The 25,536-nt window shown below is 71.9% G+C and carries 17 protein-coding genes; 11 read left to right on the top strand and 6 right to left on the bottom strand.

The genetic code is table 11. The annotated features are described in order from the left end of the window. Nucleotides 1–51 precede the first annotated feature (51 nt). The 3 genes from ACIQU6_RS17965 to ACIQU6_RS17955 form a co-directional block, all read right to left on the bottom strand. Nucleotides 52–1,581, bottom strand: a complete 1,530-nt coding sequence (locus ACIQU6_RS17965) for a sugar porter family MFS transporter (RefSeq protein WP_403482586.1) — start codon at nt 1,579–1,581, stop codon at nt 52–54. A 770-nt stretch (nt 1,582–2,351) separates the two neighbouring features. After that, entirely contained in the window at nt 2,352–3,380 is a 1,029-nt protein-coding gene (locus tag ACIQU6_RS17960; protein WP_403482652.1) for a Gfo/Idh/MocA family protein, read from the bottom strand. 460 nt (nt 3,381–3,840) lie between these two features. Continuing rightward, entirely contained in the window at nt 3,841–4,761 is a 921-nt protein-coding gene (locus tag ACIQU6_RS17955; protein ID WP_403482585.1) for a sugar phosphate isomerase/epimerase family protein, read from the bottom strand. A 636-nt stretch (nt 4,762–5,397) separates the two neighbouring features. Here ACIQU6_RS17955 and iolC point away from each other — a divergent pair. The 8 genes from iolC (at nt 5,398) to ACIQU6_RS17915 (ending at nt 17,324) form a co-directional block, all read left to right on the top strand. Next, complete coding sequence (gene iolC / locus ACIQU6_RS17950) at nt 5,398–6,396, top strand: 5-dehydro-2-deoxygluconokinase (protein WP_403482584.1); 999 nt, start codon at nt 5,398–5,400, stop codon at nt 6,394–6,396. A gap of 322 nt (nt 6,397–6,718) precedes the next feature. Next, the gene (locus tag ACIQU6_RS17945; protein ID WP_403482583.1) at nt 6,719–7,606 is read left to right on the top strand and encodes a deoxyribose-phosphate aldolase; all 888 of its coding nucleotides are present in this window, start codon (nt 6,719–6,721) and stop codon (nt 7,604–7,606) included. Between the two features lie 81 nt (nt 7,607–7,687). After that, entirely contained in the window at nt 7,688–8,698 is a 1,011-nt protein-coding gene (gene iolB / locus ACIQU6_RS17940; protein WP_403482582.1) for a 5-deoxy-glucuronate isomerase, read from the top strand. Then, nucleotides 8,695–10,710 (top strand): 3D-(3,5/4)-trihydroxycyclohexane-1,2-dione acylhydrolase (decyclizing), encoded by a 2,016-nt coding sequence (gene iolD / locus ACIQU6_RS17935; RefSeq protein WP_403482581.1) that lies wholly within the window; start codon nt 8,695–8,697, stop codon nt 10,708–10,710. Before iolB ends, iolD begins: the two co-directional genes overlap by 4 nt. 37 nt (nt 10,711–10,747) lie before the next feature. Continuing rightward, nucleotides 10,748–12,241 carry a CoA-acylating methylmalonate-semialdehyde dehydrogenase gene (locus tag ACIQU6_RS17930; RefSeq protein WP_403482580.1) on the top strand — a complete coding sequence of 498 codons (1,494 nt, stop codon included), beginning with the start codon at nt 10,748–10,750 and terminating at the stop codon, nt 12,239–12,241. Nucleotides 12,242–12,461: 220 nt separating this feature from the next. After that, nucleotides 12,462–13,595: a hypothetical protein gene (locus tag ACIQU6_RS17925; RefSeq protein WP_403482579.1), complete on the top strand. Its 1,134-nt coding sequence runs from the start codon at nt 12,462–12,464 to the stop codon at nt 13,593–13,595. A 148-nt stretch (nt 13,596–13,743) separates the two neighbouring features. Beyond that, nucleotides 13,744–16,467 (top strand): alpha/beta fold hydrolase, encoded by a 2,724-nt coding sequence (locus ACIQU6_RS17920; protein ID WP_403482578.1) that lies wholly within the window; start codon nt 13,744–13,746, stop codon nt 16,465–16,467. Continuing rightward, nucleotides 16,464–17,324 carry an ABC transporter permease gene (locus tag ACIQU6_RS17915; protein ID WP_403482577.1) on the top strand — a complete coding sequence of 287 codons (861 nt, stop codon included), beginning with the start codon at nt 16,464–16,466 and terminating at the stop codon, nt 17,322–17,324. Before ACIQU6_RS17920 ends, ACIQU6_RS17915 begins: the two co-directional genes overlap by 4 nt. A gap of 109 nt (nt 17,325–17,433) precedes the next feature. Here ACIQU6_RS17915 and ACIQU6_RS17910 read toward each other — a convergent pair whose 3' ends face one another. Further along, complete coding sequence (locus ACIQU6_RS17910) at nt 17,434–18,453, bottom strand: alpha/beta hydrolase (protein WP_403482576.1); 1,020 nt, start codon at nt 18,451–18,453, stop codon at nt 17,434–17,436. A gap of 369 nt (nt 18,454–18,822) precedes the next feature. Between ACIQU6_RS17910 and ACIQU6_RS17905 the strand changes: the two genes are divergently transcribed. Both ACIQU6_RS17905 and ACIQU6_RS17900 read left to right on the top strand, forming a co-directional pair. Next, nucleotides 18,823–20,889: an FUSC family protein gene (locus ACIQU6_RS17905; protein WP_403482575.1), complete on the top strand. Its 2,067-nt coding sequence runs from the start codon at nt 18,823–18,825 to the stop codon at nt 20,887–20,889. A 165-nt stretch (nt 20,890–21,054) separates the two neighbouring features. Then, complete coding sequence (locus tag ACIQU6_RS17900; protein WP_403482574.1) at nt 21,055–22,227, top strand: rod shape-determining protein; 1,173 nt, start codon at nt 21,055–21,057, stop codon at nt 22,225–22,227. Nucleotides 22,228–22,352: 125 nt separating this feature from the next. Here ACIQU6_RS17900 and ACIQU6_RS17895 read toward each other — a convergent pair whose 3' ends face one another. Continuing rightward, nucleotides 22,353–23,123, bottom strand: coding sequence for a TetR/AcrR family transcriptional regulator (locus ACIQU6_RS17895; protein WP_403482573.1), 771 nt, complete (start codon nt 23,121–23,123; stop codon nt 22,353–22,355). 236 nt (nt 23,124–23,359) lie between these two features. On the opposite strand from ACIQU6_RS17895, the gene ACIQU6_RS17890 reads away from it, so the two are divergent. Next, nucleotides 23,360–24,727: an FAD-dependent monooxygenase gene (locus tag ACIQU6_RS17890; protein WP_403482651.1), complete on the top strand. Its 1,368-nt coding sequence runs from the start codon at nt 23,360–23,362 to the stop codon at nt 24,725–24,727. Between the two features lie 109 nt (nt 24,728–24,836). On the opposite strand, the gene ACIQU6_RS17885 is transcribed toward ACIQU6_RS17890, so the two are convergent. Then, complete coding sequence (locus ACIQU6_RS17885; RefSeq protein WP_403482572.1) at nt 24,837–24,989, bottom strand: hypothetical protein; 153 nt, start codon at nt 24,987–24,989, stop codon at nt 24,837–24,839. Nucleotides 24,990–25,536 lie beyond the last annotated feature (547 nt).

Genomic DNA, 25,536 nt, shown 5'->3' with positions numbered 1-25,536 from the left:
CCTGCCCTTTGCCTTTGCCCTCCTCCCCCTCTCGCTCTCCTCTCCCTCGCCTCAGTTCCCGCCGGTACGGCCGCGGCCTCCGCTTCCGGCCGTGTTGCCGGTTGTTTCACCGGTCGTATCGCCGGCCGTGCCACCGACGGTGCCACCGACTGCATGACCGCCTGTGGTGGAGGCCGCGTCCGTGACAGTGCCGGTACCCGTGTCCGTGCCCGTACGCGTGGCTGCCGTATCGGCCACGGCCGTTGACGGGGCGGCTCCCTCGGCGGAGCGGCGCAGTTCGTGTTCCAGGTCCTCCAGCGCCAGCCCCTTCGTCTCCGGCGCGTACCGCTTGCAGAAGACCAGCGACAGCACGCACATCGCGCTGAACAGCCAGAACGTGACCGCGGCGCCCACCGCGTCGAGCAACATCGGGAAGCACAGCGCGACCCCGAAGTTGACCAGCCACATCACGAACACCGCCGCGCCCATGGCGAGTCCACGGACCTTCAGCGGGAACATCTCGGCGAGCAGGAGCCACACGCCCGTATTGAGCGTTGCCTGCATGAAGCCCATGTAGAGGACCATCAGCGCGAGGACCAGGTAGCTGACGGCGGTCGAGTGCGGCAGGTGGAACGCCGCCCCCAGGAGGGCCAGTGACACCGTCATCCCGGAGAGCCCCCAGAGGAGCATCGGGCGTCGACCCACCCGGTCGATCAAGGACATGCCGATCGCCGTGGCGACGACGGAGACGGCGCCGACCGCGATGGTGGCGGTGATCGCGGCGTTGGTACCCAGGCCGGTCGTCGCAAGGATCTTGGGGGCGAAGTAGATGACCGCGTTGACCCCGGTGATCTGTTGGACGATCGCGAGCCCGATGCCGACCAGCAGCAACCGCCGCACCCAGGGGAGTTGCAGCTCCTGCCAGGCCCCGCGCTGTGCGTCGGACTCCAGGTTGCGGGCCTGCTCGATGCGGTGGAGCTCGTCCGGGACGTCGTCGGCGGGCAGCGTACGGCGCAGCACCGCGGCAGCCTCGTCCCGCCGCCCCCGGCTGATGTACCAGCGCGGCGTGTCGGGCAGGAAGAGGACGCCGAGGAACAGCGCCACAGCAGGCAGCGCGGCCAGTCCCAACATCCAGCGCCACGCCTCCCAATGGGCCAGCACGGCATTGACGAGATATGCCAGCAACTGGCCGCTGACGATCATCAGGGAGTTGAACGAGACCAGTCGGCCGCGGATGTGCGCGGGCGCGATCTCGGAGAGATAGAGCGGGGTGATGACGGAGGCGCTGCCCACGGCCAGGCCCAACACGAAGCGCGCGACCGTCATGAACGCCACGGTCGGCGCCAACGCGACCGCCACCGCCCCGCCGATGAACACCGCGCCGGCCCACAACAGGGAGTTGCGCCGCCCCAGCGCGTCGGACATCCGGCCGCCGGCCAACGAGCCGAACGCCGCGCCTATCAGGAGCGCGCTCGTGATGACGCCCTCACCGAAGGACGTGAGGCCGAAGTGCTGCTCCATAAAGGGGAGCGCGCCGGACACCACCCCGGTGTCGTATCCGAACAGGGCACCGCCGAGCGCAGCGATCGCGGCGATGGCCACGATGAACCGCCGGGCATTGCGGGAGGGGGCCGTACCGCCGCGCGAAGAGGGGGAGGCGGGGGAAGTGGGGGAGTTCGGAGCAGAGTTGGGCCCGGCGGTGGGCGCGGGCTGACTACTGGGCGCCGCCATTCTCAGCTCCCGTTCGCTGGAACGTCATGCGCCGACAACGTCGCGGTGAGCGTCGTAAGTGAAAACAATGCCCCGTAGGGCGGGCGTGGAGCGTGCGCAGTACGCATGATGTGGCCTTTCGGTGGTTGGCCTGGTTTCCCGTTGGAGTGCAAGAAGGCGGAAGAAACGCCGAGTCGAGTGGGATGAATAGCGACCGGCGAATTACCCGTCGACGCATACCGGATCGACGAAGCGTCGGATCGGCGAGGGGCCGGTCGCCACGACGTTAGGTCGTCAGGCCGCTGGAACGACGGGCGCCGGCGCGATTGAGCGCTGCGCGCCGAGGTGACGTGACTGAGGTGGCTCACGTAACTGGCGGCGTAGACCGGCTGGTTGCCGTGCCGCAACGGGTATCGACCAGGCGCGGTAGCCGGTGCCGCAACAAGCAGCGCCGAGGGGAGAGGGGGAGCAGACCTGAGGAACGGGTCTGAAAGCAGCCCTCGAAAAATAGACCCGAGATATAGACCCGAGAAACGGATCCGAGAAACGGATCACGGTCCGGGGCTGGACGGACAACGTCCGTCGCCAGCCACCGGAACGGTTCAGCTAGAGGTGTTGACTATGCGGGCACCTCGCTTGCGCCGGCTCGTCGGCTCTTCCGCTCACCGATAGAGATCCGGCCGCTCGATCAATTCGACGACGACCCGGTCCCCGGTGGCCTGTGCCAGGACTCCCGCCTCGCATACCGCGGCCGCCGCGTACCCGTCCCAACAACTGGGGCCCTCGACCTCGCCGCGCCGGGTGGCGTCCACCCAACGCTGCACCTGCCGGTCGTACGCGTCCTCGAAGCGCTCCACGAAGCCGGGGGTGATGGTGCCGCCCCACTGGCCCGCGGTGTTGACGAAGACGCCGTGGTCGTCGCCGATCCGTGCGGTGCCGTTCTCGCAGACCGCCTCGCAGGTGACCTGGTAGCCGAAACCGCAGTTGACGAACAACTCGGTGTCCACGACCTGGCCGCCGGCCGTCTCGAAGAGGATGAGCTGCGGGTCGCTGAGCCGCTCCGGCGCGTTGCCGGTGGGCGCCGGTCGCAGCACGCGGACGGCCGTGATCTCCTCGTCCAGCAGCCAGCGGGTCACATCGATCTCGTGCACCACCGAGTCGTTGATCATCATCGCGTTGGTGAAACCCGGCGGGGTGTCGGCGTTGCGGTGCTTGTTGTGCAACATCAGCGGGCGGCCGTACGTGCCCTTGTCCAGAAGGGACTTGAGGGTGCGGTACCCGGCGTCGTAGCGGCGCATGAAGCCGACCTGCACGCGCCGGTGGCCCAGCTTCTGCTCGGCTTCCAGGACCCGCAGGGCGGAGGCGGCGTCCGGGGTCAGCGGCTTCTCGCACAGCACCGGGAGGTCGCGGGCGAAGGCGTCGAGCAGCGTCGCCTCGTGGGCCGGACCCGGCGAGGCGATCAGTACGGCGTCGACGCCGGGGTCGTCCATGGCCGCGGCCGGATCGCTGTACGCGGTGGCCCCGTCGATGCCCTCGGCCAACCGCGCGGCCCGATCGGCGTCGATATCCGCCACTGCCGCAACCCTGGCCCCACTGATCACATCGTTGATGCGACGCACGTGGTCGGCCCCCATCCGCCCGGTCCCAATGACCGCCACGCCCAACGACCCACGCGAACCCTGCGAACCCATCTCACCCATCCCGTCTTCCACTTCGTTGTTCTCCTTCATCTACCGCGCCGCTAGATCTCGCCCGCGCATCTCCATCGCGCCGTATCTCTGGCTCCGGCCCATTCGGCCGATCCGGCCCGTCCGTATCCGTCTTCCTGGCTCCGGGGCATGCCCCGGACTCCGTGTTCGGGCCGCGTCCCCGACTCGATGTTCCGAGCGACTCCGCGTTCCAAGCGGCCTCCGCATGGGCAGAACGCCTCGTCAGCGCACGCACGGGCAGAACGCCGCGCCGGTAACGCAAACCGCAGGAACAAATCACGCTCCGTAATCGTTGCCGGGGTATGAGGAGGCGGCACGAGGCAAGCGCAAGCACGCACCGGGCATCAGGCTCAGCGCGTGGCACGCAACACGCTCACACTCGGGAGGGGGTGCGCATCCAGGGGAGTTGAGAGGGCGGGGCGCATGAGGCCGAGCTCAGTGCTCAGGCTCCGCAGGACCGCAGGAAGCGGCGCGTCCGCTGGGCGATCGGGAGCGGCTGGTCGGGCGGGCACGGGTACATGTCCTGCTCGACGATGGCGAAGAGGTCGACGCCCAACTCCTGGGCGGCTTCCAGGACGGGCGGCAGCGCCGGGATGCCGAGCGGCGGCTCGCACATCACGCCCTGCTGCACGGCCGGGCCGAACGGCGTGCCCTTGGCGACGACGTCGCTGAGGATTTCCGGGTCCACCTGCTTGAGGTGGAGGTACCCGATCCGCTCGCCGTAGGTGCGGATCAACTTGACGCTGTCGCCGCCGCAGTAGGCGTAGTGGCCGGTGTCCAGGCAGAGGTTGACCAGGTCGGAGTCGGTGGCGTCGAGGAAGCGCTCGACGTGCTCCTCGGTGTCGATGTGGGTGTCGGCGTGCGGGTGGACCACGATGTCCAGGCCGAACTCGTCGCGCACCCGCTTCGCCAGCCGTTCCGTGCCGGTGGTCAGGTGCTTCCACTGCTCGACGGTCAGCTCTGCGGGCTCGATCATCTCGGCGGTCTTGTCGTCCCGCCAGAAGGAGGGGATGACGACGAGGTGCTTCGCGCCCATCGCCTGGGTGAGCGAGGCGACTTCGGAGACGTGGGCCCAGGTCTTGTCCCAGGTGGACGGGCCGTGGTGCATCGACGTGAAGATGGTGCCGGCCGAGACGGTGAGGGCGCGCCGGCCGGTCTCCTCGCGCAGGACGGCGGGGTCGGTGGGCAGGTAGCCGTACGGGCCGAGCTCGATCCACTCGTAGCCGGCCTCGGCGACCTCGTCCAGGAAGCGCTGCCAGGGGACTTGCTGCTCGTCGTCGGGGAACCAGACGCCCCAGGAGTCGGGGGCGGAACCGATGCGGAGGCGGTCCAGAACGGACGAGGCGGCAGGGGGTACGGACATGCTGCGGCTCTCCTCTCGCCGGTCGGCGGTGACCGGGAGGCGCTGAGGTGGGTTGTGGGGCACAGCCTCTCTGTCGGCCTGGGGAGTGTCAAGACTTCGTCCTGACATAAGGACTTAAGGACTTTGAGAGTGAGGGTGGGAGGGGAGGGGGTGATGGGGTGCGCGCCTGGTGGTGGTGCGGGTGTGTTGCGGTGCAAGGTGTCTGGAGCCGTCTGGGCGAACGGAGTTCGGGGCGTGGGGGCGTGAGATGTGGGGGTGTGGTGCGACAGGAGAGGGGCGAGGGGGAGGAGTGAAGGGGAGGGAGGCATGGGGGGTGAGGTGGCGGGGCGTGGGATGGGGTTTTCGGGGTGCGAGGGGGCTGGGGCGTTGTGGGGTGGAGTCGAGGCTGGAGGGGAGTGGTTGACGTCATAATGTAAGGACAAAGTGTTGACAGGGTTTGGGGGTGGCGGTTAGACCTTTGGTCGGAGCTGGAACCGGCGGGGAGAGTCGGTTCCGATCGACCGACTCGACCCGATGCTGTGCCGGCCTCCCCGGGCCCTCGATCGCGCTCTTGAGGGCGTGAGTTGTGCTCTTGAGGGCTTGGACACCTGGGCAAGGGGGCTCCGTCGTCGCACCGGGCGACCCGAAGGGGTGTCTATGACCGAGCCGCACGACCTGATCACCATGGGGCGCATCGGGGTGGACATCTACCCGTTGCAGACCGGGGTGTCGCTCGCCCAGGTGGAGACGTTCGGGAAGTTCCTCGGCGGGTCCGCCACCAACGTGGCGGTGGCCGTCGCCCGGTTGGGGCGCCGTAGCGCCGTCATCAGCCGTACCGGGCGCGACCCGTTCGGGGAGTACGTCCACCAGGCGCTGCGGGACTTCGGCGTCGACGACCGTTGGGTGACGCCGGTGGAGGGCCTCCCCACCCCCGTGACCTTCTGCGAGATCTTCCCGCCGGACGACTTCCCGCTCTACTTCTACCGCCGCCCCAAGGCCCCCGACCTGGTCATCCACCCCGAGGAGTTGGACCTGGAGGCGGTCTCCGCGGCCCGGATCTTCTGGATCACCGGTACCGGACTGTGCGAGGAGCCGAGCCGCGGCGCCACACTGGCCGCGCTGGAGGCGCGTGCCCAGAGGGGCGGCGGTACCACGGTCTTCGACCTGGACTGGCGGCCGATGTTCTGGGGCGGGGAGGGCGGCGCCTCCGGGGACGGCGGGGAGTCCGGTGCCGTGGCCATGGCCGCCGCCCGGCCGTACTACGAGGCGGCACTGCGGCACGCCACCGTCGCCGTCGGCAACGTCGACGAGGCCGAGGTCGCCACCGGCCTCAGGGACCCGAAGGCGTGCGCCGAGGCGCTGTTGGCCAAGGGCGTGGAACTGGCCGTCATCAAGCAGGGCCCCAAGGGGGTGCTCGCCGTCCACCGGGACGGGCGGAGTGCCGAGGTGCCGCCCACCCCCGTCGAGGTCGTCAACGGGCTCGGCGCCGGGGACTCGTTCGGCGGGGCGCTGTGCCACGGGCTGTTGGCCGGCTGGGAGTTGGAGCCGATGATGCGCTACGCCAATGCCGCCGGGGCGATCGTGGCCTCCCGGTTGGCGTGCTCGTCCGCGATGCCGACGGCCGCGGAGGTCGAGGAGTTCCTGGCGGGGAGGTGAGCGCGACCTCGTGGCACTCCGGCTCTTGGCGACGCGGCAGAGCGGTTCGCGGCGACTCGTGACGATTCGAAGTGGCGCATGGCGACCCGCAGCGACTCATGGCGGTTCATGGCGACCCGCAGCGACCCGCAGCGACCCGCAGCGACTCACGGCGACTCATGACGACTCGGAGCGACTCGTGACGAGCCGAGTGGCCTACGACGCCCCGGAGCGGAGGGAGGTCGACTCGCCCCGCGCTCCTGAATGGACCTTCCCCCTTCCTCCCTCCCCCCTCCGTCCCTGTTTCACCCCCACCCCCGCCCTCAAGAAGGTGAGTTGAGCCTTGACTCCTCGGATCAGTGACCTCCCGGCGCTACGCGCCCGGCATCCCGAAGCCGTCGCGGAGGCCGCCGCCCGCCGTACCCGTCGCCCGCTGCTCGGCGACAACGGCCGGCTGATGATCGTGGCCGCCGACCATCCGGCCCGGGGCGCGCTCGCCGTCGGTGACCGCCAACTGGCCATGGCCAACCGCCTCGACCTCCTGGAGCGGCTGGTCCTCGCGCTGTCCCGGCCCGGCGTCGACGGGGTGCTGGCCACCGCCGACATCCTGGAGGACCTGCTGCTGCTCGGCGCCCTCGAAGGCAAGGTCGTCATGGGCTCCATGAACCGGGGCGGCATCGCGGGCGCCTCCTTCGAGATGGACGACCGGTTCACCGGCCACCGTCCCCAGGACATCGCCCGGCTCCGCTTCGACGCGGGCAAGCTCCTGCTGCGCATCGATTACGACGACCCCGGCTCGCTGACCACCCTGGAGGCCACGGCCCGCGCCATCGACGCGATGGCGGAACGCGAACTGCCCACGTTCGTCGAGCCGTTCCTCTCCCGTCGGGTCGACGGTGCGGTCCGCAACGACCTCAGTCCGGAGGCCGTCACCCGTTCCGTCGCCATCGCCTCCGGCCTCGGCGGCACGTCCGCGTACACCTGGTTGAAGCTGCCGGTGACCGACGATCCCGAGGCGATGGCCCGGGTCTGCGAGACCTCCACCCTGCCCACCGTGCTCCTCGGCGGCAACGTCGGTGGGACCGTGCGGGATCAGGAAGCCGCCTATGAGAAGTGGCGCAAGGCGCTCCGGTTGCCGACCGTGCACGGGCTCGTCGTCGGCCGTTCGTTGCTCTACCCGGCGGACGGCGATGTGGCGGCCGCGGTCGACACGGCCGTGGGGCTGCTCTAGGCCCGCGGCCCGCAGCCGCGTTGCGGCACCGCCGCGTCGCCGTCAGTGTCACTGTCAGTGGTGAGTAGGAGACTTGTAGTCATGAGTGCTGAGTTTGCGGATATCCCCGAGACCCCCGAGACCCCCAAGTCCACAGCAACCCCCGCGACCCGCGGAAACGCCGACACCCCCGCCCACCCCGCCGCTCCCTCCGCCGGGTTCCACGTCGCGGCCGGCCGTGGCGCCGCCGGACCCTACGTCCTCGACGTCTCGCCCGAGAAGGCCGGTTGGGGGTACTCCTCGCTGCGGATCCTCGAACTGCCGCCGGGCGGTGAGCACTCCTTCGCCACCGGAGACAGCGAGTGGATCGTGTTGCCGCTCTCCGGTGGCTGCACGGTCCGGACGGACGGGCCCGAGGGGGTGAGCTTCGAACTGGCCGGACGGGAGGGCGTGTTCAGTGGTGTGACGGACTTCGCCTACGTACCGCGGGACGCCCAGGTCCACATCGGAAGCGGGGCCGGTGGGCGGTTCGCGCTCACCGGGGCGCGTTGCGAGCGTCGGCTGCCGGCCCGGTACGGCGCCGCGTCCGACGTGCCCGTGGAGTTGCGCGGGACCGGGGCCTGTTCCCGGCAGGTCAACAACTTCGGCGCGGCCGGGGTGTTCGCGTGCGACCGGCTGATCGCGGTGGAGGTGCTCACCCCGGGGGGCAACTGGTCGTCGTATCCGCCGCACAAGCACGACGAGTGCCGTCCCGGGGAGGAGTCCGAGCTGGAGGAGATCTACTACTTCGAGATCGCGGCCGCCCACGGGACGGCCGGCCTGGGCTACCAGCGGGTGACGCCGTCCGGGCACGGGCGCGGTACGGAGATCCTCGCCGAGGTCCGTACGGGCGATGCGGTGTTGATCCCGGACGGGTGGCACGGCCCGTCGATCGCCGCCCCCGGGCACGACATGTACTACCTCAACGTCATGGCGGGTCCGGGCGAGGAGCGCGAGTGGTTGATCTGCGACCACCCCGACCACGGCTGGATCCGCACGACATGGCCGGAGCAGCCGGTCGACCCCCGACTCCCTCTGTACGCAGCACCGGCCCCGGCAGGAGACCCGCGATGACCGCGCCGACCAACCCCCCGACGAATCCGACCAACTCCCCGACGGAGCAGTCGAACCACGCCGCCGCGCCCCTCACCGACACCCCCGCGCACCCGACTGCTCCGCGCACCCGCCGGCTGACCGTGGCCCAGGCCCTGGTCGAGTTCCTGGCGCACCAGTACACCGAGCGGGACGGTCGCCGGCACCGGCTGATCGCGGCCTGTTGGGGCATCTTCGGCCATGGCAACGTCGCCGGGATCGGGCAGGCGCTGTTGGAGTCCGGCAGTGCCGCGCCCCTGGGGGAGGCGGCCGGCGGGCCGCCGAGGCTGCCGTACCTCCAGGGGCGGAACGAGCAGGCCATGGTGCACGCGGCGGTGGGGTACGCGCGGCAGTGCGACCGGCTGTCGGCGCAGGCGGTGACGACGTCCGTCGGGCCCGGCGCCACCAACCTCGTCACCGGTGCCGCGCTCGCCACCGTCAACCGCCTCCCGGTGCTGCTGCTGCCCGGTGACGTGTTCGCCACCCGGCCCGCCGATCCGGTGCTCCAGCAGCTCGAAGTCCCCACCGCGGGCGATGTGTCGGTGAACGACGCGCTGCGTCCGGTCTCCCGGTACTTCGACCGGGTCACCCGTCCCGAGGCGCTGATCCCGGCCGCCCTCCAGGCGATGCGGGTGCTCGCCGATCCGGTGGAGACCGGTGCCGTCACCCTCGCCCTGCCGCAGGACGTGCAGGCCGAGGCGTACGACTGGCCGGAGGAGTTCTTCGCCGACCGGGTGTGGCGGGTTCCCCGCCCGGCGCCGGACGCCGAGGCGCTGGCGGAGGCGGTGCGGGCCGTGCGGGCGGCCCGCCGGCCGCTGATCGTCGCGGGCGGCGGGGTGCACCACAGCGAGGCGGAGGAGGCGCTGCGGGAGTTCGTCGAGGCGACGGGCATCCCGGTGGCGTCCACCCAGGCGGGCAAGGGCTCGTTGGCCTTCGACCACCCGGCGGACGTCGGCGGGATCGGCCACACCGGCACGGCGACCGCCGACGGGCTGGCCCGGCGGGCCGATCTGGTCATCGGGGTCGGCACCCGCTACACCGACTTCACCACCGCCTCCGCCACCCTCTTCGCCGAGCCGGGCGTCCGCTTCGTCAACCTCAACATCGCCTCCTTCGACTCCCACAAGCTGGGCGCCCTGGCCCTGGTCGCCGACGCCCGCGCCGGGCTGGCGGCGCTCGGGGAGGCCCTCGCCGGCCACCGGGTCGATGCCGCCTACGAGGCCGGGTACGCCGCGGCCAAGGCGGAGTGGGAGCGGCGGGTGGACGCCGCCTACGCGGCCGACGACCCCGCCGCGCGGCCGTCGCAGACCCAGGTCCTCGGGGCGCTGGACGGGCTCGTCGACGGGACCGACATCGTTCTCAACGCGGCCGGTTCCCTCCCCGGTGACCTGCACAAACTCTGGCGTGCCCGGTCCCGCAGGCAGTACCACCTCGAATACGGCTACTCCTGCATGGGCTATGAGATCCCGGCCGCGATCGGGGTGAAGATGGCCGCTCCGGACCGCCCGGTGTGGGCGCTCGTCGGTGACGGTACATACCTGATGAACCCCACCGAAATCGTCACCGCGGTCCAGGAGGGCATCAACATCACCCTCGTCCTCATCCAGAACCACGGCTACGCGTCCATCGGCGGTCTCTCCCAGGAGACCGGCGGCGAGCGCTTCGGTACCGACTACCGCTTCCGCGCCGCGGACGGCACGTACACCGGCGAGCCGCTGCCCGTGGATCTCGCCGCCAACGCCGCCTCCCTGGGGATGCGGGTGTTGCGCGCCTCGACGGTCGCCGAGCTGCGCACCGCCCTCGCCGAGGCCCGTGGCGCAAAAACACCCACATGTGTCTATGTGGAGACGGAAACATCTGACACAGTGCCGGGCGCGCCACCCGCCGCGGCCTGGTGGGATGTACCCGTTGCCGAGACCGCGACGCGTCCGGCGGCCGTCGCCGCCCGCAAGGCGTACGACGAGCGTGCCGCCGCGCGCCGCCGCCACCTCTGACATCCGCTCTGCCGCACCGTACGGAAAGGCCCCTCGCATGAAGACCATCAACCACTGGATCGGCGGGAAGCCCGTGGAGGGCGTCTCCGGCAACTTCGGGCCGGTCTACAACCCGGCCACCGGCGCCCAGGAGAAGCAGGTCGCCTTCGCCTCCGTCGAGGAGGTGGACGCCGCCGTCCGCACCGCCAAGGAGGCGTACCGCACCTGGCGCGACAGCTCGTTGGCCAAGCGCACCTCGGTGCTCTTCAAGTACCGCGAGCTGGTCGACGCGCACCGTGAGGAGCTGGCCCGGCTGATCACGGCCGAGCACGGCAAGGTGCACTCCGACGCGCTGGGCGAGGTCGCCCGCGGCCTGGAGATCATCGAACTGGCCTGTGGCATCCCGGAGAAGCTCAAGGGCGAGCTGTCCACCCAGGTGTCGACGCGGGTGGACGTGGCCGCGATCCGCCAGTCGCTGGGCGTGGTCGCCGGTATCACGCCGTTCAACTTCCCGGCCATGGTGCCGATGTGGATGTTCCCGCTCGCCGTCGCCTGCGGCAACACCTTCGTGCTGAAGCCGAGCGAGAAGGTCCCCAGCGCCGCGTTCAAGCTGGCCGAGCTGGCCGCAGAGGCGGGCCTGCCCGACGGCGTGCTGAACGTCGTCAACGGCGACAAGGTGGCCGTCGACGCCCTGCTGGAGCACCCGGACGTGGCCGCGGTGTCCTTCGTGGGCTCCACCCCCATCGCGCGCTACATCCACACCACCGGCACCGCCAACGGCAAGCGCGTCCAGGCCCTGGGCGGCGCCAAGAACCACATGCTGGTCCTCCCGGACGCCGACCTCGAACTGGCCGCCGACGCCGCGATCAACGCCGCGTACGGTTCGGCCGGCGAGCGCTGCATGGCGATCTCCGTGGTCGTCGCCGTCGGCGACACCGCCGACCCGCTGATCGGCAAGATCAAGGAGCGCGCCGACCGGCTGCGCATCGGCCCCGGCGACGACCCGGCCTCCGAGATGGGCCCGTTGATCACCAAGGCGCACCGCGACAAGGTCGCCTCGTACGTCAACGGCGCCGCCGCGCAGGGCGCCGACGTCGTCCTCGACGGCACCGGCTACACCGTCGAGGGCCACGAGGACGGCCACTGGATCGGCGTCTCGCTGCTGGACAACGTCACGCCGGAGATGGACGCCTACCGTGACGAGATCTTCGGCCCGGTGCTCTCGGTCGTCCGCGTCGAGACGTACGAGCAGGCCATCGAGCTGATGAACAGCTCCCCGTGGGGCAACGGCACCGCGATCTTCACCCGGGACGGCGGCGCGGCCCGCCGCTTCCAACTGGAGGTCGAGGCCGGCATGGTCGGGGTGAACGTGCCGATCCCGGTGCCGGTGGGCTACCACTCCTTCGGCGGCTGGAAGGACTCGCTCTTCGGCGACCACCACATCTACGGCAACGACGGCGTGCACTTCTACACCCGCGGCAAGGTCGTCACCACCCGCTGGCCCGACCCGTCCGACGGCGGCATCAACTTGGGCTTCCCGAGCAACCACTGACGCCCGCCCGCCTTCCCGGCCGACGGGGCGCCCCCTCGCGGGCGCCCCGTCCCGGTGCCCTGCCGGCCGCCGCCGGCGGGGCACCCGCGGGTCCGCGCTGCCGCCCGGCCGTCACCCCCGGCGTCCGGGCGGCAGCGGACCGTGACCCTGGGGGAGACCGCGGCCAACTCCGTTGCTACGGTGACGGGTCGCCTGCGTGCGCGGGCGGTGCGGTATCGACATGACGGGGGACGACATGGCACGAGGCATGGCGCTGGCCAAGGGCGCGCGGATCACCGGCGGAATTCTCTGCCTACTGTTCTTCCTGTGGACGGCGTGCTGGTTCGTCGTCGACATAGGGGAGTTCGGCATCGTCGGCGTCTGGGAGGGCTGGACCAGCGCGCACGGGCCGGGCCCCAACGAGGTCACCAATCCCGTCCAGTTGGGCTTCTGCCTGCTCCAGGCGACCGCCGCCGTGGCGGCGTTCGCGGGTCGCCGCTCGGCCGGCGGGCTGCTGGCCGTGGCCACCACCGCCACGTTCGCCACCGCCCTCCAGGCCCTGGTGAGCGTCGGCAGCCACACCGACGACGACCGCTGGTTCCGCAGCGCCAAGGCCGGCACCGCGACCTTCGACGGGGTCTTCCTCTCCAGCCTGGCGCTGTTCCTGCTGACGCTGGTCGCCGGCGTGGTGCTGCTGGCCGGGATGCGGTCCTGGCCGCGCCCGGCGCCCAGCGGCCCGCCGGCCCGGCCGGCCACGGCCGGCGGTGTGCTCGGCGGGCTGATCCTCGGCGCGATGGCGCTGGGCTACGTCGTCTGGCAGGTCTACCTGCTGGTCCAGGTCGGCGGCGAGTCGTTCCAGATGCTCTACCTGGGCAAGGGGGTGCTGTCCACCCTGCTGTCGCTGGCGCCCGGTTGGTACGCGGTGGTGTTCTTCCTGCTGACCGCGATCGCCGGGATCAACTGCCTGGCCCGCGGCTGCGCGGCCCGGGGGCTCTCCTTCGGCCTGGCCCTCGCGCTGCTGCCGAACGCCGTGCTGACGGTCGTCGAGGGCATCGGCACCGGCACCCTGTTCAAGATCAGCGACGTGCTGCCGGGCATGAACATCATCGGCGACGCCCAGTTGGCGCTCGACCTGTTCGGCTCGCTGGTCCTGGTAGCGCTGATGGCCCGTGGCGAGCCGGTCGCGCCGGCCTGGCAACAGCCCGTCCCGGCGCCCGCGTTCGCCGCCCCCGGTTTCGTCCCGGGCCCCGTCGCGCCGCCGCCGGCCGGCTGGCAGCAGCCCGGCCCGCCGCCCATGCCCCCGGTCGGCGGCCCGCCCATGCCGCCGGGCAACGGGCAGCACCCGCAGGGCGGTTACGGCCCGCCGCGGTACTGAGCCGACGGGCGGAGGCCCGCCCCGCTCGCCTGGTCGGGCCCGTACGACGGACGCGGTACGGGCCCGGGGCGGGCTACTGCGGTGGGAGGGCGCCCGGTTCGGCCCGCGGGACGGGGCGGTTGTCAGTGCCGGTACCTAGGATTCAGTCATGGATCTCCGACTGCGCGGACGCCGGCTCTACGCCATCGTGGGCGCGCTCGCGCTCCTCGTAGGAGGCGGCACCTGGGCCGCCGCCGCTTCCGACGTGCCGCCCGCCGTGCACCGCGAGGACCGTGTCCTGGCGATGCCCGCGTCGCCCGGCGGTCGGGCGTCGGTGCGGATCGACACCTCCTTCTTCACCGCGGGCGGCAGTGCCGGGCGGCGTCCCGCGGTCCTGCTCGCCCACGGCTTCGGCGGCAGCAAGGCCGATGTCCGGCCCGAGGCCGAGCAGTTGGCCCGTAGGGGCTATGCGGTGCTGACCTGGTCGGCGCGCGGCTTCGGCAGGTCCACCGGGGCGATCGGGCTGAACGACCCGGCCGCCGAGGTCGCCGACGTCAGCCGGCTGATCGACTGGCTCGCCAAGCGCCCCGAGGTGCGGCTCGACAAGCCCGGCGACCCGCGCGTGGGCATCGCCGGGGCCTCGTACGGCGGCGCGGTCGCGCTGCTGGCCGCCGGCCACGATCCGCGGGTCGACGCCATCGCCCCGCAGATCACCTACTGGAACCTCGCCGACGCCCTGTTCCCCAACGGGGTGTTCAAGAAGCTGTGGGCCGGGATCTTCTTCACCACCGGGTCGGCCGGCTCGCCCACCGGCGCCCCGGGCGGCGCCCCCGCCCCGTCCGCCCCCGGCCCCGCCGGCTCCGGGGGCTGCGGCCGCTTCCAGCCCGCCCTGTGCGCGATGTACCAACGGGTCGCGGTCAGCGGGAAGCCGGACGCCGCGGCCCGCGCACTCCTCGCGGCCCGCAGCCCGTCCGCCGTCGCCGACCGCATCAAGGTGCCCGCCCTGCTCATGCAGGGCCAGACCGATTCACTGTTCCCGCTCGGCCAGGCCGACGCCATGGCGCGGGCGCTCCGCCACAACGGCGCCCCCGTAGCCGTCGACTGGAGCGCCGGCGGGCACGACGGCGGCGACCGGGAGACCGCCCGGCTCACCGCGCGCACCGCCGCCTGGTTCGACCGCTACCTCAAGGGCGACGAACACGCCGCCACCGGGCCGGCGTTCCGGGTCAGCCGCGGCGGGGCGGTGGACACCACCGCCGGCACCGTCCGGCTGCGCGGCGCGAGCGCCGACCGCTATCCGGGCCTGGACCACGACCCCCGCCGCCTGGCCCTGACCGGCCGGGAGCAGCGCTTCGCCAACCCGGCCGGCGCCGCACCGCCCGCGATCTCCGCCGTCCCCGGTGCCGGCGCCCTCGGCAACCTCTCCGCCCTCGGCGCCGGCGGCCTCTCCCTGGACTTCCCCGGCCAGTACGCCCACTTCGATTCCGCCCCGCTGCGCGCCCCCGTGCACCTCACCGGCAGCCCCACCGCCACCGTGCGGATCCGCTCCAGCTCCCCGGACGCGGTGGTCTTCGCCAAGCTCTACGACGTCGCCCCCGACGGCCGCCGCCAGCTGCTGCCGTCCCAACTGGTCACGCCCTACCGCGTCGAGGGCGCCCGGGACGGCCGCACGGTGCGGCTCCAACTTCCCGCCGTCGACCACGACTTCGCCGCCGGCCACCGACTGCGCCTGGTCCTGTCCGCCACCGACCTGGGCTACGCCACCCCGGCCGAGCCCGCCACCTACACCGCCTCCCTGGCCTCCGGCGAGCTCGACGTGCCCACCGTGCCGGAGCTGCGCAGCGCCGCAGCCCCGCTGCCCACCTGGACGTGGATACTGCCCGCGGCGGCCGCGGCCGCCGCCGGCGCGCTGCTGCTCACCGCCCGCCGGCGGACCGCGGCGCCCGCCCCCGACCCGGCCCTGGCCGACGTCCCGCTCCAGATCACCGGCCTGACCAAGCGCTACGCCAAGTCCGCGGAGCGGTACGCCGTACGCGACCTGACGTTCCGCGTCGAACGCGGCCAGGTGCTGGGCCTGTTGGGGCCCAACGGTGCGGGCAAGACCACCACCCTGCGGATGCTGATGGGCCTGATCCGCCCGGACGGCGGCGAGGTCCGGGTGTTCGGGCGGGCGATCCGGCCGGGCGCGCCGGTGCTGTCCCGGGTCGGCGCGTTCGTCGAGGGCCCCGGCTTCCTGCCACACCTGTCCGGCCGGGCCAACCTCGACCTGTACTGGCGGGCGACGGGCCGGCCGGCGGCCGACGCGCACGCCGAGGAGGCCCTTGAGATCGCCGGGTTGGGCGCCGCCCTGGACCGCGCGGTCCGCACCTACTCGCAGGGCATGCGGCAGCGCCTCGCCCTCGCCCAGGCCATGCTCGGCCTGCCGGACCTGCTGATCCTCGACGAGCCGACCAACGGCCTGGACCCGCCGCAGATCCGCGAGATGCGCGAGGTGATGATCCGTTACGCCGCGGCCGGGCGCACCGTCATCGTCTCCAGCCACCTGCTGTCCGAGGTCGAGCAGAGCTGCACCCACCTGGTCGTGATGGACCGCGGCCAACTGGTGCAGGCCGGACCGGTCGCCGACATCGTGGGCGCCGGCGACACCGTGCTGATCGGCGTCGGCGCCGCCGCGCCGCTGCCGGACGCGGTGGTGGAGAAGGTCGGCGCACTGCCCGGCGTGGTCTCGGCGGTCCGCGCCGACGAGGGCCTGCTGGTCCGGCTCGCCGAACCGGCCGGCGTCCCACGGCTGTTGGCCGAGCTGGTGCGGCTGGAGGTCCCGGTGCACCGTGTCGGCCCGCAGGGCCGCCTGGAGGACGCCTTCCTCACCCTGATCCAAGGAGACCGACGATGACCGCGACGACCCCGGTGGCGGCGCCCGGCTACCGCGCCCGGCGCACCCTCCCGCTGCGCGTCGAGGCCCGCCGCCAACTGCTGCGCCGCCGCACCCTGGTGATCGCCGCGGTCCTGACGCTGCTGCCGTTCGTCCTCGTCGTGGCGTTCGCGATCGGCGGCGACCCCAGCGCCCGCGGCAGCGGCCGGATCAGCCTGATGGCCACCGCCACCGCCTCCGGCGCCAACTTCACCGCCACCGCGCTGTTCGTCTCCGCCGGCTTCCTGCTGGTGGTGCCCGTCGCGCTGTTCTGCGGGGACACCGTCGCCTCGGAGGCGAGCTGGTCCTCGCTGCGCTATCTGTTGGCCGCGCCGGTGCCGCGCGCCCGCTTGCTGCTCAGCAAGTTGACGGTGGGGCTGGCGTTCAGCGCCGCCGCGATGCTGCTGCTGCCGGTGGTCGCGCTGGCGGTCGGCACCGCCGCGTACGGCTGGGGGCCGCTGCAGTTGCCCACCGGGGGCACCCTTCCCGCGGGCGAGGCCGTGGTGCGGCTGGCGATCGTGACCGGCTATGTCTTCGTCGGCCAACTGGTCACCGCAGCACTGGCGTTCTGGCTGTCCACGGTGACCGACGCCCCGCTGGGCGCGGTCGGCGGCGCCGTCGGCCTGACCATCGTCGGCAACGTCCTCGACCAGGTCACCGCGCTCGGCGGCTGGCGCGATGTGCTGCCGGCGCACTGGCAGTTCTCCTGGGTGGACGCCCTCCAGCCCCAGTTGGAGTGGTCCGGCATGCTCCAGGGCGCCTCGGTCTCGGTGTCCTACGCACTGGTGCTGATAGCCCTGGCCTTCCGCGGCTTCGCCCGCAAGGACGTGGTGTCCTAGGGCCTGTCCGACCCTGACCCGTCGGACAGACCCCGGAGCGGGCCGGCACACAAAAGACGGCCGCGGCGGAGCTGTTGTCCGCCGCGACCGTCCTGAGACCGGTCCGTGCTCAGCCGGTCGGCCCCTGCATCTGGGCGCTGACCCACTGCATCGTGCCCATGCCCAGGCCCTGGACGTAGGTGGCGCCGCTGTGCGTGCCGTTCGGCACGATCTGCAGTCGCGTCTTCACCGGCCCGTGGCCGTACTGGGCGATGAACTTCCGTACCTTCGGCAGCACGGTGTTCTCCCGGGAGCCGTCCTGGAAGGCCAGGTAGACGTCCGGTCCGCCGCGGGCGATCAGCCGGTGCGCCAGCACCTCGGGGTTGTTCTCCCGCATCGCCGACAGGTGCCCGCGCCACAGCGGCGAGTCCGGCACGATGTCCGGCCCGTTGGGGATCGCGACCTTGAAGTCGTTGGGGTTCTGCAGCACGTTCTTCAGCGCCGAGAAGCCGCCCGACGAGGAGCCCATGATGCACCAGGCGTTGCGGGTCTTCAGGGTGCGGAAGTTCTCCCGGACGAGATCCGGGACGTCCTTGCTCAACCAGGTGCCGATCTTCGGCTGGCCCGGGATGTCGCTGCCGTCGTAGTACTGCTTGTCGTTGGGGTTGAGCACCGGCATCACCACGATGAACGGCAGGCTCTTGCCGGCCTTCGACCAGGAGGCGAGGCTCTCCTCCAGCTTGAGGTCGGCGCCGATCCAGTAGTTGACCGGGTAACCGTAGGCGCCGGGCAGCGCCTCCATGACCGGGAAGCCCTTGTTCGCGTTCTTCTTCTCGTAGTACTCCGGCGGCGCCCAGACCCAGACCTTCCCCGTGAAGCCGGACTTCTTCCCGTGGTAGTTGGTCACGGCTATGGGGGTGTTCCCGCCGGCCCCGCCGACCTTGCTCGTTTCCTGGAAGCTGATCGGGTGGGTGGGCATCTGCACCAGCGAGTTCTTGCTGGTCGGCGCGGTCTGCATGGCGGCGCCCGTCTTGGGGCCGCTGAAGCGGACGGGGGTGTTCTGGGAGTCGCTCGTGCCGCAGCCTGCCGCGGTGCCGATGACGGTCAGGGCGATCAACGCGACCACCGGTTTGAAAAGGGTTTTGCGCACGGGACCTTCTCCTTGGCGAACGGGCCGGGAGACGTCCCGACCGGCCAGCAAGAGGGGACGGGGCGGGCACAGGTTTCCCTCCGGGCGTGTCTGCTTCCTCGCACCGCCCGCTCCCCAAAGTCCGCACCCCGCTCTGACCTGTGGTGTTTACGCTCAACGGAGATCCGGTTTACCGTGATTTTCCCGGTGGGGGCGCGCCGCTGATGCCAGACGGACCCTCCGCGCCGCTCGTCCGCCGCATCCGATATCCCGCCGCGCGCAGGCTCGTTCGCGCGCCCCCGACCCGCCGCCCGGACCACCGGCGCACGCCCCGGGGCACCCCGGGTCCGACACCCCGTCACCCCAGCTCCCGGCCCGTATCCTCTGGCTATGACCTGGTCGCGCGCGCTGAGGGACGCCGCCCGCTCCGGGCTGAGCATCGAGCGGGCCAAGCTCACCCCGGTGATCGCGGTCCGCGGGACGGTCGGCGTGGCCGTCGTCATCGGCCTGTGCCTCTGGCGCGGCAGTCCGGCCCTCGCGGTCTCCTCGGCCTTCGGCGCCTTCGCCTCCGGCATCGTCACCTTCCAACGCAGCATGCGCCCCCGCCCGGTCCTGGCGCTGGCCGTCGCCGGTGCGCTGGCGGTCTCCACCTTCCTCGGCTACCTCGCCGCCGCCCATGACGTCGCGTTCGTCGCGCTGCTCGTCGGCTGGACGTTCCTGGCGGGCATGGCCTGGGCGATCGGCCCGGTCTCCGGGCTCGCCGGCACCCAGACCGTGGCGATCATGCTGATCACCGTCACCCTCCCGACGTCCGTCGTCGGCGCCCTGGAACACGCCGCGCTGATCGCCTTCGGCGGCCTCGTCCAGGCCGCCTTGATCGTCCTGTTCCCGGTGCGCCCCTGGGGCATCCAGCGCGACGCCCTCGCCGACGCGTTGGCCGCCGAGGCCGACTACGCCCGGCGGCTGCGGCACGATCCGGTCGCCCCCTTCGACCCCGCGCCCCTGATGGACGCCCGTCTCGCCTCCGCCGTGACGCCCCGCCAGGCCCGCCGCCGCCCCGTCCAACTGCACGGCCCCCGCGGCCTCGCCGAACGCGTCCGTCCGGTCCTCGCCTCCCTGGCCGACCCGGTCGTCGGCGCCCCCTTGGAAGGCCCCGAACGCGACCGCGTCCGGGACCTGCTGGGCGCCGCCGCCACCGTCCTGGACGCCGTCGCACACGCCGTACGGCACGCCAGGCCGGTGCGGCTGCCCCCGGAAGCCATGGCCACCCTCGAAGTCCCGCCCACCGGGCCGATGCTCACCGGCCCGGGCCGCCGCGCCGCCTACCGGCTGATCTCCCTCCTCGCTGACGCCGTCGAGCTCACCGACGAGCCCGTCGAGGCCACCCGCCCCACCACCGCGGCCGAGCGCGGCCACCTGCTGCGCCCCAGTGTCCCCAGGCTGGTGCCGGTCGCCCTGCGCGCCCTGCGCCGCGAGGCCTGCTGGTCCTCGCGGATCCTGCGGCACGCGCTGCGGGTCGCCGCGGTCGCCGCCGTCGGCTACCTCCTGGGCGCCGCCCTGCACTTCGGCCACGGCTACTGGGCGCCGCTCGCCTCCGTCATGGTGATGCGCCCCGACTTCGCGCAGACCTACTCCCGCGGCGTCGCCCGCTTCGCCGGCACCCTCGTCGGCGTCACCGTCGCCGGTGCCCTGATGGCGCTGGCCCACCCCGGCGTCTACACCAGCGCCGCGCTCGCCCTGCTCTGCGTGTTCCTGATGTACCTGCTGATGCGCACGGGCTTCTCGGTCACCTCGGCCTGCGTCGCCGCCTACGTCGTCTTCCTGCTCGGCATCGCCGGCGCCGGCTGGGAGCAGACCGTCGAGGAACGCCTCGTGCTCACCCTCATCGGCGGGGTGCTGGCGATGCTCTCCTACGCGCTCTTCCCCGCCTGGGAGACGCCCCGGCTCCGCGACCGCCTCGCCGACTGGCTCGCCGCCAACGGCCGCTACGCCCTGGCCGTCTTCGACGCCCACGCCCGGCCCGCCGAGCGTCGCCCCCGCCAGGTCCGCGAGACCCTGCTGGACGGCCGCGCGGCCCGCGCCGCCTGGGAGGTCACCGAGGCCCGCGCCGAGAAGGAGCCGGTCCGCCACCACGGCCTCTCCCTGCACGCGGCCCGCAACGCCAACACCGCGCTCGCCACCATGGGCCGGGTCACGATGATCCTGGAGGCCCATCTGCCCGACAAGGACGCCCAACCCTCGCCCGGCGCCGCCGCGTTCACCACCGCGCTCCGCCCCGCCCTGGACCGCGCGGCCCAGGCCGTCCGCGACGGCGACCCCCTGGACTGGAGCGCGCCGCGCGCCGCGTGGGAGCGCTGGCGCGCCGAGGAGGCCCAGCAGGGGCTCCCCGTCAACGTCGCCGAACTCCTCCTCGACGCCCTCGACGAGCTCGCCGAGGCCCTGCCGCCCGACCCCTGACCCCCGCCGCCCCGCGTCCCGGGATTTTGCCGGCGCATCGGCCCCCGCAGGAACCATTCAGCACCCCCAGTAGTCTAGATAATTGCCCGCAATTCCCGTCATTGGTCGGCCAATGACGGTCTCTGCGGCGCAATGTCCTCCCGAGAGAGAGCAAGCGAACTCCCCATGGCGTCCAGCACTTCGTCCGGCACGTACGACATAGGCATCGACCTCGGCACGGCCAACACCCTCGTCTACGCCCGCGGCAAAGGCGTGGTGCTGAACGAGCCGTCCGTGGTCGCCGTCAACGCCACCGGCGACGTGGTCGCCGTCGGCCTGGAAGCCAAACGCACCATCGGCCGCACGCCCTCCGGGATCACCGCGATGCGCCCCCTACGGGAAGGCGTCATCGCCGACTTCGACGCCGCCGAGCAGATGCTCCGCGCCCTGATGAAGAAGGCCCTGCCCAGCCGCCGCTTCTCCCGCCCCCGCGTCGTCATCTGCGTCCCCTCCGGGATCACGGGGGTGGAGCGGCGCGCCGTCATCGACTCCGCCCGTGGCGCCGGCGCCCGCGAGGTGCACCTGATCGAGGAGCCGATGGCCGCCGCGATCGGCGCCGGCCTCCCGGTGGACGAGCCGATCGGCTGCATGGTCGTCGACATCGGCGGCGGCACCACGGAGGTCGCCGTCGTCTCCATGGGCGGCCTGGTCACCGCCCAGTCCGTACGGGTCGCCGGCGACGCCATGGACACCGCGATCGCCGCGTACATCAAGAAGGAACACGGCCTGGCCATCGGCGAGCGCACCGCCGAGGACATCAAGATCGCCATCGGCTCGGCCACGTGGGAACCGGACCCGATCGACCCCGACCTCCTGCGCTCCCTCACCCGCGCCACCACGACCGTCGGTGACACCGACTCCGACGCCGACGGGGACGCCGAGGCGGACGCCGCCACCCACTCCCACGGGTCCCCCCTCCCCGCCTCCTACACCATCCGCGGCCGCGACCACCTCAGCGGCCTGCCCCGGCTCCTGGAGGTCACCGCCGAGGAGATCCGCACTGCCCTCGCCGAACCGGTCGAGGCCATCGTCCGCGCCGTCCACCGCACCCTCGACGAGTGCCCGCCGGAGCTCTCCGGCGACATCATCGAACGCGGCATCGCCCTCACCGGCGGCGGCGCCCTCCTCCACGGCCTGGACCGCCGCCTCCGCCAGGAGATGGGCGTCCCCGTCATGGTCGCCGACGCCCCCCTGGACTGCGTCGTCAACGGCACCGCCAAGTGCGTCGACGAATTCGCCACCCTGCACGGCCTGCTGACGGGCGCGAAGGAACAGCCCCGCAGGGCGGTGCGGCTGTAACGCGGCCTCCGTCCTCGCACTGTCGGCCTCCCGCCCACCGGGCACGGGAGGCCGACGGCGCGAGGACGTGACGTGACGAAGAACGTGGGGAAGCCGGCGCGCGGCTACGCTCCCCGGCCCGGGCCTCAGCCCTGCCGCCCGCGCTCCATATAGGCCGCCAGCCCGTCCAGAATTCGCTCCAACCCGAACTCCCCGGCCCGATCCGAGGATTCGCCCCCGGCCACGTCCGCGACCGCCGCCGCCAGCGCCGGGAACCGCTCGGACCGCCCGACGAGCAACTCGTTCAGCGCCGCGCTCATCACCGCCTCCGGCCCCTTCGCCCGCGCGCTACCCACCCCCATCGACGTCGACATCGACGCCGACACCTGCGCGATCGCCCGGATGTGCCCGCTCACCACCACGACGGCGTCCAACTGCTCGCCGCCCGCCAGCCCGGTACCGGACAGCGCCGCCAACGCCCGCTCCGTCCAGCCCAGTTCGTGCGGGCCCATCACCCGCGGGCCCACCATGGCGGTCAACAGCCACGGATGTCGGCGGTAGACCTCCGCCAGCCGCTCCGCCCACTGCTGCAAGGCGCCCCGCCAGTCGCCGGTCGCGGCGCCCGCCAGCTCAGGCGGTTCCCCCATCGCCGCGTCGATCATCAGCGCGACCAGCTCCGACTTGCCCGGCACATACCGGTAGAGCGACATCTTCGTGAAGTCCAACTCCGCCGCCACGCGCTGCATGGAGACCGCGCCGAGCCCGCCGACGTCGGCGAGCCCGATGGCCGTCCGCGTGATGCGCTCCAGACTCAGTGCCGGCTTGGGCCCCCGACTGGGCCGCCCGCGCCCGCCCCACAACAGCTCCACGCTGCCCGCCTGCTCCCCGAACACACTGCTCTTCCCATCTCCAGCCACCCTCGCATCCTAAAACTGTGTCCGGGGGTATACATATCTGTGTCCGGTGGATACAGTTAACTCGCCCGCGCCGCCGAACCACCGCACCACCAACTCCACTCCGCGGCGCACCAAGACGGGGGACCCCTATGTCCAACTCCAGCTCGAACTCCCACTCCCACTCCCACTCCCACTTCAACGCCAACGCCACAACGCCCTCAACGACACCCCTGACGACTCGGCCGCCCGCCCGCACCGTGTTGATCTCCGGCGCCAGCATCGCCGGCCCGGCGCTCGCCTACTGGCTCGCCCGCTACGGCTACCGCCCCACCGTGGTCGAGCTCGCCCCCGCCCTCCGGGGCGGCGGCTTCGCGGTCGACTTCCGCGGCGAGGCCCACCTGACGGTGCTCCACCGCATGGGCCTCCTGGACAAGCTCAAGCAACACCGCACCGACGGCGCCCCGATGACCTTCATAGACGCCCAAGGCCGTCAAGTCGCCGCCCTACCCCTCGAGTTCGCCGCCGGCGACATGGAAATCCTCCGCTCCGACCTCTCCCAACTCCTCTACGCCCACACCCACACCCAGACCACCCCCACCGAATACCTCTTCGGCGACTCCCTCACCTCCCTCACCGAAACCACCGACGGCGTCCACGCCACCTTCGAGCGCGCCGCGCCCCGCGCCTTCGACCTGGTCGTCGGCGCCGACGGCCTGCACTCCACCGTCCGCCGCCTCGCCTTCGGCCCCGAATCCCCATTCGTCAGCCACCTCGGCTACTACGTCGCCGGCTGGGACCTCCCCACGAGCGCGGCCCCGGACCTCGCCGCCCGCGCCGTCGGCTACAACGAGCCGGGCCGCCTGATAACGGTCGGCCGCGTCCCCCGCCGCGCCAGCGAAGCGTCCTACAACGGCGAGACCTTCTGCGTCTTCGCCTCCGATCCACTGACCTACGACCGCCGCGACCCGCACTCTTCACGCAAGGCCATTGCCCAGGCATACGAGGGCGCCGGTTGGCGCACCACCGAACTCATCGAAACCCTCTGGAACACCGACGACCTCTACTTCGACTCCCTCAGCCGCGTCGACGTACCCACCTGGTCCACGGGCCGCGTAGCCCTGCTCGGCGACGCCGCCTACGGCGCCACCGTCGGCGGCATGGGCACCGGTTCGGCACTCGTCGGCGCCTACGTCCTCGCCGGCGAACTGGCCCTGGCCGCCGGCGACCACCGCCAAGCCTTCGCCCGCTACGAGCAGCAACTCCGCCCCTACGTCACCCGCTGCCAAGAAGGCGGCCGCACCACCGGCACCTTCCTGGCCCCACCCACCGAAGAAGCCCTCACCGCCCGCAACGCCACCCTCAACAACCCCACTGCCCTCACCACCATGCTCCAAGCCGCCCACCAAGCCTCCGCCGCCATCCCCCTCCTCAACTACCCCACCCTCCTCAACACCCCCACATCCCACCCCCAACAACAAAAGCCCCACCCAAGAAAGGCCCCACCCTCCCCACAGCCGGCCATAGACGCCCTGGCAGTACATCCCCGTGGCGAGCGCACCCGAGCCGTGGCGCGACACACCTCCACGGCCAGGCGGACGCCCGAAGCAACCCACCACGGCGCGTGAACGCCCGGCATCCAGGCACGGGCACGGAGGCACCATGGACCGCTCCGGTCGCTCCTGCCGCAACGTCTGTCGCCGACGGTCGGCGCACCTCCCGGCCAGCAGCGAACCATCAGCGGACCGAGAAGACGGCACCCTCGTTCACCGGCAACTCGACGTCCAGGCCCTCCGGCGACCCACCGATCCGAGCCAGCCCCACCCACCGTGGACGCGTCCCCCAGTCGTTCCGCACCCGCAGGGTCATGTAGAGTCTTCGAGTTGCCACGGATCCGACAGGTTCCACGCAGCCACTACGCCGCACTTCAGCGGCACCTCACTACTGCACGGCTCCTCAACGGGATTGAATTCCGCATGTCGAAATTCGTTCCGGGCGTCTGATTAGGCGTCACCGGGGAATTCCGCTAACGTAGTGATCACCCCGCCGACGGGGAATCGGAACGAAATTCGAACCGACCGCAGCTCCTCCGGGAGCCGCCCGGAACGAAAGAAGATCTGATAAAGTCGGAAAGGTCGAAAAGCGAAAGCGAAGCGGCCGAACCCCGCTCCAACAGGGGGCCGGAGACGGAAACGGATCTGGTAAGGTTGGAACCGCGAAGAAGCCGAAAGGCCGAATCGCACCGGCGAAAGTCAGGGCCGAAAGGATCTGATAGAGTCGGAGACGCAAGACCGAAGGGAAGCGCCCGGAGGAAGCCCGCGAGGGCAGGCCGAAGGAAGCGTCCGTTCCTTGAGAACTCAACAGCGTGCCAAAAGTCAACGCCAGATATGTTGATACCCCGTCTCCCGCATTCGTGGGGGATGAGGTTCCTTTGAAA

Source organism: Streptomyces sp. NPDC090442 (assembly GCF_044769405.1).
In the GTDB taxonomy this organism is placed as follows: domain Bacteria; phylum Actinomycetota; class Actinomycetes; order Streptomycetales; family Streptomycetaceae; genus Streptomyces.
The sequence above is the reverse complement of the archived record's forward strand: the minus strand, read 5'-3'. Positions and strand labels throughout refer to the sequence as shown.

Coding starts and splice junctions, on each gene's coding strand:
- ACIQU6_RS17960 (WP_403482652.1), bottom strand. CDS start 3,380: ATGGGTTCGCAGGGTTCGCGTGGGTCGTTGGGCGTGGCGGTCATTGGG.
- ACIQU6_RS17955 (WP_403482585.1), bottom strand. CDS start 4,761: ATGTCCGTACCCCCTGCCGCCTCGTCCGTTCTGGACCGCCTCCGCATC.
- iolC (WP_403482584.1), top strand. CDS start 5,398: ATGACCGAGCCGCACGACCTGATCACCATGGGGCGCATCGGGGTGGAC.
- iolB (WP_403482582.1), top strand. CDS start 7,688: ATGAGTGCTGAGTTTGCGGATATCCCCGAGACCCCCGAGACCCCCAAG.
- iolD (WP_403482581.1), top strand. CDS start 8,695: ATGACCGCGCCGACCAACCCCCCGACGAATCCGACCAACTCCCCGACG.
- ACIQU6_RS17930 (WP_403482580.1), top strand. CDS start 10,748: ATGAAGACCATCAACCACTGGATCGGCGGGAAGCCCGTGGAGGGCGTC.
- ACIQU6_RS17925 (WP_403482579.1), top strand. CDS start 12,462: ATGACGGGGGACGACATGGCACGAGGCATGGCGCTGGCCAAGGGCGCG.
- ACIQU6_RS17920 (WP_403482578.1), top strand. CDS start 13,744: ATGGATCTCCGACTGCGCGGACGCCGGCTCTACGCCATCGTGGGCGCG.
- ACIQU6_RS17915 (WP_403482577.1), top strand. CDS start 16,464: ATGACCGCGACGACCCCGGTGGCGGCGCCCGGCTACCGCGCCCGGCGC.
- ACIQU6_RS17905 (WP_403482575.1), top strand. CDS start 18,823: ATGACCTGGTCGCGCGCGCTGAGGGACGCCGCCCGCTCCGGGCTGAGC.
- ACIQU6_RS17900 (WP_403482574.1), top strand. CDS start 21,055: ATGGCGTCCAGCACTTCGTCCGGCACGTACGACATAGGCATCGACCTC.